8 protein-coding genes are annotated in these 6,388 nt (G+C 72.5%); 4 read left to right on the plus strand and 4 right to left on the minus strand.

All coding sequences use genetic code 11. The features are described 5' to 3' along the window. Positions 1-3 precede the first annotated feature (3 nt). The 4 genes from rsrA to ACFYU0_RS33310 form a co-directional block, all read right to left on the minus strand. Positions 4-324: a mycothiol system anti-sigma-R factor gene (gene rsrA / locus ACFYU0_RS33295; RefSeq protein WP_351662607.1), complete on the minus strand. Its 321-nt coding sequence runs from the start codon at positions 322-324 to the stop codon at positions 4-6. Next, positions 321-1,022, minus strand: a complete 702-nt coding sequence (sigR, locus tag ACFYU0_RS33300; RefSeq protein ID WP_351662604.1) for an RNA polymerase sigma factor SigR — start codon at positions 1,020-1,022, stop codon at positions 321-323. Before sigR ends, rsrA begins: the two co-directional genes overlap by 4 nt. A 255-nt stretch (positions 1,023-1,277) precedes the next feature. Next, entirely contained in the window at positions 1,278-1,907 is a 630-nt protein-coding gene (locus tag ACFYU0_RS33305; RefSeq protein ID WP_389306043.1) for an alpha/beta family hydrolase, read from the minus strand. A gap of 10 nt (positions 1,908-1,917) precedes the next feature. Continuing rightward, entirely contained in the window at positions 1,918-2,733 is an 816-nt protein-coding gene (locus ACFYU0_RS33310; protein WP_351662602.1) for an SOS response-associated peptidase, read from the minus strand. A gap of 49 nt (positions 2,734-2,782) precedes the next feature. Between ACFYU0_RS33310 and ACFYU0_RS33315 the strand changes: the two genes are divergently transcribed. The 4 genes from ACFYU0_RS33315 to ACFYU0_RS33330 all read left to right on the plus strand — a co-directional run bounded on the left by ACFYU0_RS33315 (position 2,783) and on the right by ACFYU0_RS33330 (position 6,297). Continuing rightward, positions 2,783-3,493 carry a M50 family metallopeptidase gene (locus tag ACFYU0_RS33315; RefSeq protein WP_351662600.1) on the plus strand — a complete coding sequence of 237 codons (711 nt, stop codon included), beginning with the start codon at positions 2,783-2,785 and terminating at the stop codon, positions 3,491-3,493. 28 nt (positions 3,494-3,521) lie between these two features. Then, complete coding sequence (gene aroA / locus ACFYU0_RS33320) at positions 3,522-4,862, plus strand: 3-phosphoshikimate 1-carboxyvinyltransferase (RefSeq protein WP_351662598.1); 1,341 nt, start codon at positions 3,522-3,524, stop codon at positions 4,860-4,862. A 16-nt stretch (positions 4,863-4,878) separates the two neighbouring features. Continuing rightward, on the plus strand, positions 4,879-5,889 hold the full coding sequence (rsgA, locus tag ACFYU0_RS33325; protein WP_351662596.1) for a ribosome small subunit-dependent GTPase A: 1,011 nt from the start codon (positions 4,879-4,881) through the stop codon (positions 5,887-5,889). An 84-nt stretch (positions 5,890-5,973) separates the two neighbouring features. Next, positions 5,974-6,297: a multidrug efflux SMR transporter gene (locus ACFYU0_RS33330; protein ID WP_073889359.1), complete on the plus strand. Its 324-nt coding sequence runs from the start codon at positions 5,974-5,976 to the stop codon at positions 6,295-6,297. Positions 6,298-6,388: the final 91 nt, after the last annotated feature.

Below are 6,388 nucleotides of genomic sequence, written 5' to 3' on the forward strand. Positions count from 1 at the left end.
GGGTCAGGACTCCTGCGGTGTCACCGGGGCGGCGGGCGCCTTGGTGACGTCGTGCTCGGGGACGGTCTGCCCGGAGCGGATCAGGTCGATCCGCCCCATGACCTTGGCGCGCAGGTCGGCGGGCACGTCGTCATGGCCGCAGCACCGCTTGACGAGCTTCTTCACGGCCTGCTCCAGGCCGTACTTCTCGAGGCACGGCGAGCATTCCTCGAAGTGGTGCTGGAACTTGTCGCGGTCGACGTCCGGCATCTCGCTGTCGAGGAACTCGTAGAGGTGGTCGAGGACCTCACTGCAGTCCGTCTCGTGCGGCTCTCCGCAGCTCATGAGCCCGAGCCTTTCGCTTCGTTCGACTCTCCGGCGCCCGCCGGGACCAGTCCGCGCTCGCGGGCGTAGTCCTCCAGCATGCCGCGCAGTTGACGGCGGCCCCGGTGCAGCCGGGACATCACCGTACCGATGGGTGTCCCCATGATGTCCGCGATCTCCTTGTACGCAAAGCCCTCTACGTCCGCGAGGTAGACGGCGATGCGGAACTCCTCGGGGATCGCCTGCAGCGCTTCCTTCACGTCCGAGTCGGGCAGGTGGTCGAGCGCCTGCGACTCGGCGGAGCGCAGACCCGTCGACATGTGCGACTCGGCGCGGGCGAGCTGCCAGTCCTCGATCTCCTCGGCCGCGCTGCGCTGGGGTTCGCGCTGCTTCTTGCGGTACGAGTTGATGAAGGTGTTGGTCAGGATCCGGTACAGCCACGCCTTGAGGTTGGTGCCCTCGCGGAACTGGTGGAAGGACCCGTACGCCTTGGCGTAGGTCTCCTGCACCAGGTCCTCGGCGTCGGCCGGGTTGCGCGTCATGCGCAGGGCGGCCGAGTACATCTGGTCGAGGAACTCGAGCGCGTCCCGCTCGAAGCGCGCGCTGCGCTGCGCGGTCGACTCGGAGCCGGTCTCCGGGTCCGCGCTCGTGCCCCGGCCCTCGGGCTGCTCCGCCTGGCCGTTGTCGGTCCCTGCGTCGGTACCGGTGACCGGACCCACCTCCTCAAGTTCCCGGACGGGACCGAGACCGGTCCCACCTGTTTCGGAGGATAGAACACGACCCGTACCCGCCGCCGCTCGAATAGGAGCGGTCCTGGCCGCGTGCAGCACCGTCCAGTCCAGGTCAGCGCGACGCTCACGGCTCGGGCAGATGGTCGAACCCATGCGGCGGACTTCCTCTCCTACGACGTCGGTGCCGGTTCCCCAGCACTTTCTGTTCGCCTCAACAGCGCCCCGCCGCCGGGCATTCCCGGGTCATCCGAGTGAGCCGGCCCACCCCGCGACGCCGTCGGTGATGATCTCCAGGGCCCGCTCCTGGGTGATCCCGGCGCGCTTGGGGACGGCGAACCCGTGATCGCCGCCGGGCACCTCGAGCAGCCGGAAATCCCCCTCGGGGAACTCGCCCGGCCTGCCGAAGGGGTCGTTGCCGCCCTGCACGACCAGGGTGGGCGCCCCGGCGCCGAGCAGTTCCGCGGCGCGGGACTTCTCCGGCCGGCCCGGCGGGTGCAGCGGGAAGCTCAGCGCGAGCACGGCGTGCGCGCCCAGCTCGGCGGCGGTGCGGCAGGCGACCCGGGCGCCGGCGCTGCGGCCGCCGGCGACGACGGGCAGTCCTGGCTCCGCCAGCGCGGGCCACAGACCGCGCCAGCCGGTGTCCAGGGTCTTCGGCGCGGGCGCGAGCTTCTTGCCCGCCACCCGCCAGGGCTGCTCGACGAGGGCCACGGTCACCCCGTGCCCGGGGAGCACCCGGGCGAGCGCCTGGAGGTCGCGGGCCTCGACGCCGCCTCCGGCGCCGTGGCTCAGCGCGAGCACGAGCCGGGCCCCGCCGGCCCGGTGCCAGGTGATCCGGGCCTCGCCGGCGTCCGTCGGGACGGTCTGTGTGGTCATGGTGGTCACGTCAGAAGAGTGTGCCGACTTCCGGGCCTTCCAGCTCCTTCAGCAGCTCCGGGCCGCCGTTGCGGACGTTGCTGACGGCGGTGGAGACCGGGTAGGCGCGCATCAGGCCGTGCGGGGGCGGGGCGAGCAGCTCGCGCAGGCCGTCCGGGTCGGTGCGCGCGGGGTCCAGCCAGGCGTCCCAGCGGTCCGGGGTGAGCATGAGCGGCATCCGGGGGTGGATGTCGGCGAGGGAGTGCGGTCCCTCGGCGGGGGCCACGGCCAGCGGGGTCCGCTCCGCCTCCGTGGTGATCACCGAGCAGGTGACCCACCAGGCGGACGGGTGGTCGTCGGGCAGGGTCCGGTCGCGCCAGAACTCGTACAGGCCGGCCATCGCGAAGACCGAGCCGTCGGCGGGCAGCACGAAGTACGGCTGCTTGCGCGGCCGCTTCTTCCTGCCCTCGGTCTCCAGCTCGCGCTCCTGGGCGCCGGTGACCCACTCGTAGTAGCCGTCGGCGGGCAGGATGCAGCGCCGGGCGGCGAAGGCGCGGCGGTAGGAGGGCTTCTCGTGCACGGTCTCGGCGCGCGCGTTGATCATCCGGGCGCCGCCCTCGGGCGTCTTGGACCAGGAGGGCACCAGGCCCCACTTCAGCCTGCGCAGCTGCCGAACCGGACGCGGGTCCTCGGCGTCTTTCAACGGGCGGTCCAGGACGGCGTAGACCTCCTTGGTCGGAGCCACGTTGTAGTCCGGCTCGAGGGTCTCCTCCGGCTCCCACTTCTCGACCTCGAAGATTCCGGCGAGATCCTCGGGCCCACGACTGGATGCATACCGTCCGCACATACGTGCCACACTGCCAGACTCCGTACGAGGACAGGAGCTGCTCGGTCATATGGAAAGCCTCACCGCCGGCCTCTGGGACCGGCTCACCGGCACCCAGCCCGACCCCGACCTGTGGGTGGTGCTGGCCACCGGGGTCGCCGCGCTGGCCGTCGTCGTACCGCACACCCTGTGGCGCATAGCCCGCAACGCCATCACGATCGCGCACGAGGGCGGGCACGGTCTGGTCGCGCTGCTCACCGGGCGGCAGCTCACCGGCATCCGCCTGCACTCCGACACCAGCGGCCTCACGGTCAGCCGGGGCAAGCCGTACGGGCTGGGCATGATCCTCACCGCGGCGGCGGGGTACACGGCGCCCTCGCTGCTGGGCCTGGGCGGCGCCGCGCTGCTGGCCACCGGCCGGATCACCCTGCTGCTGTGGGCGGCCACCGCCCTGCTGCTCGTCATGCTGGTGATGATCCGCAACGCTTACGGGGTACTGACCGTGGTGCTGGCCGGCGGCGCCTTCCTGCTGGTGTCGTGGCTCACGGGGCCGCAGGTGCAGGCGGCGTTCGCGTACGCGGTGGTGTGGTTCCTGCTGCTCGGCGGGGTACGGCCGCCGTTCGAGCTGCAGGCCAAGCGCATGCGGGGAGGCGCGGGCGACTCCGACGCCGACCAGCTTTCCCGGCTGACGCACGTGCCGGCGGGGCTGTGGCTGTTCCTGTTCCACGCGGTGTCCCTGTGCTCCCTGATCGGCGGGGGCCGCTGGCTGCTGGAAGGTTGATGCCGGGCCCTCCTTATAAAGTGGCCCCATGGCCCCGAACACCGCGCACCCCGCCCTCTGGCCCGCCCCGCACGCGAGCGGAGCCGTCGACGCGACGGTCCACGTGCCCGGGTCCAAGTCGGTGACCAACCGAGCCCTCGTGCTGGCCGCCCTCGCCTCCGAGCCCGGCTGGCTGCGCCGCCCGCTGCGCTCCCGCGACACCCTGCTGATGGCCGGCGCCCTGCGGGCCATGGGCGTGGAGATCGAGGAGACCGTGTCGTCCAGCTCCTCGGTCGCCGGCGGCCCGGACGGCTCCGGCGAGGCCTGGCGGGTGCTGCCGACCGGCCTGCAGGGTCCGGCCACGGTCGACGTCGGCAACGCCGGCACGGTGATGCGCTTCCTGCCGCCGGTGGCCGCGCTGGCCGACGGCCCGATCCGGTTCGACGGGGACCCGCGGTCGTACGAGCGCCCCCTCCACGGCGTGATCGACGCGCTGCGGGTGCTCGGCGCCCGGATCGACGACGACGGCCGGGGCGCGCTGCCGCTGACCGTGCACGGCGCGGGGGCGCTGGACGGCGGTCAGGTGTCGATCGACGCCTCCTCGTCCTCCCAGTTCGTCTCGGCGCTGCTGCTGTCCGCCCCGCGCTTCAACCAGGGCGTCGAGGTCCGGCACACCGGGGCCTCCCTGCCCTCCCTGCCGCACATCCGGATGACCGTGGACATGCTGCGCGCGGTCGGCGCCCAGGTGGACACCCCGGAGTCGGGCGGCGAGCCGAACGTGTGGCGGGTGACGCCGGGCGCGCTGCTCGGCCGGGACCTGACGATCGAGCCGGACCTGTCCAACGCGCAGCCGTTCCTCGCGGCCGCCCTGGTCACCGGCGGCAAGGTGCTGATCCCGGACTGGCCGGAGCGGACCACCCAGCCGGGTGACCGGCTGCGGGAGATCTTCACCGAGATGGGCGGCTCCTGCGAGCTGACCGAGTTCGGTCTGGTCCTCACCGGCTCGGGCGCCGTGCACGGCATCGACGTCGACCTGAGCGACGTCGGCGAGCTGACCCCGGGCATCGCCGCGGTCGCCGCGCTCGCCGACTCCCCCTCCACCCTGCGGGGCGTGGCCCATCTGCGGCTGCACGAGACGGACCGGCTGGCCGCGCTCACCAAGGAGATCAACGAACTGGGCGGCGACGTGACCGAGACCGCCGACGGCCTGCACATCCGTCCGCGCCCGCTGCACGGCGGGGTGTTCCACACCTACGAGGACCACCGCATGGCCACCGCCGGCGCGGTCATCGGCCTGGCGGTCGAGGGCGTGCGGATCGAGAACGTGGCGACGACGGCGAAGACCCTGCCGGACTTCCCCGAGCTGTGGACCGGGATGCTGGGGAACTGACGGGCGGACTGGGATCATGCGCCGCTACGGCAAGCACACCGACGAGGACGACATCCGCAGCCGTCCCAACCGCAAGGGCAACCGGCCGCGTACCAACATCCGGCCCAAGCACGAGGACGCGGCCGAGGGCATGGTCCTCACGGTCGACCGGGGCCGGCTGACCTGCCTGGTCGGGGACCGGACCGTGACGGCGATGAAGGCCAGGGAGCTGGGCCGCAAGGCGGCCGTCGTGGGCGACCGGGTGGCCCTGGTCGGGGATCTGTCCGGCAAGAAGGACACCCTCGCGCGGATCGTGCGCATCGAGGAGCGCACGTCGGTGCTGCGCCGCACCGCGGACGACGACGACCCCTACGAGCGGGTGGTCGTCGCCAACGCCGACCAGCTGGCGATCGTCACGGCCCTCGCCGACCCCGAGCCGCGCCCGCGTCTGATCGACCGCTGCCTGGTGGCGGCGTACGACGGCGGCCTCGAGCCGCTGCTGGTGATGACGAAGTCCGACCTCGCCCCGCCGGACAAGCTGCTGGAGCTGTACGGCGCGCTGGACATCCCGTACGTCGTCACCAGCCGGGAGGAACTGGAGAACGACGCCGCCGCCGACCGGGTGCGCGCGTTCCTGGACGGGCGGATCACCGCGTTCGTGGGCCACTCCGGCGTGGGCAAGACGACCCTGGTCAACGCGCTCGTCCCGGCGGACCTCCGGCGTACGACCGGCCATGTCAACGCGGTGACGGGCCGCGGCCGCCACACCACCACCTCCGCGCTCGCGCTGCCCCTCACCGGGGCGGCCGACTGGGTCATCGACACCCCGGGCGTGCGCTCCTTCGGCCTGGCGCACATCGATCCCTCCCGGGTGATCCACGCCTTCCCGGACCTGGAGCCGGGCACCGAGGGCTGCCCGCGCGCGTGCAGCCACGACGAGCCGGACTGCGCGCTGGACGCGTACGTCGAGGAGGGCCACGCCGACCCGGCGCGGCTGTACTCGCTGCGCCGGCTGCTGGCCACGCGGGACCGCAGGGAGGGCGACTGAACTCCGCGGGGTTTGCCGGGGGTCGCGTTCGGTAAGTGCATAATCGCACCGAGCCGGAGATCCGGACCTACGGGAGGACCGCACATGGCGTGGCTGCTGGTCATAGTGGCCGGGATTCTGGAGACCGGTTTCGCCGTGTGCCTCAAGCTCTCGCACGGGTTCACCCGGCTGTGGCCGACGATCGCCTTCGCGTCCTTCGCCCTGGGCAGCTTCGGCCTGCTGACCCTGTCCCTGAAGAAGCTCGACGTCGGCCCCGCGTACGCCGTGTGGACCGGGATCGGCGCGGCGGGCACCGCGATCTACGGCATGGTCTTCCTCGGCGACCTGGTGTCGACGCTGAAGATCGTCTCGATCTCCTTCGTCATCGTCGGCGTGATCGGCCTGCAGCTCTCGGGCTCGGCGCACTAGGTCGTGTCCGCAAAGTCGCGTCGTTCGCCCGCAGGGCGGGCGTCGCGGCGTCCGGTGCGTGCTCTGGGGGTCCCCCCGGCCGAAGGCTGGG

Origin of the sequence: Streptomyces sp. NPDC003720 (genome assembly GCF_042875075.1) — a bacterium.
Taxonomy (GTDB): domain Bacteria; phylum Actinomycetota; class Actinomycetes; order Streptomycetales; family Streptomycetaceae; genus Streptomyces.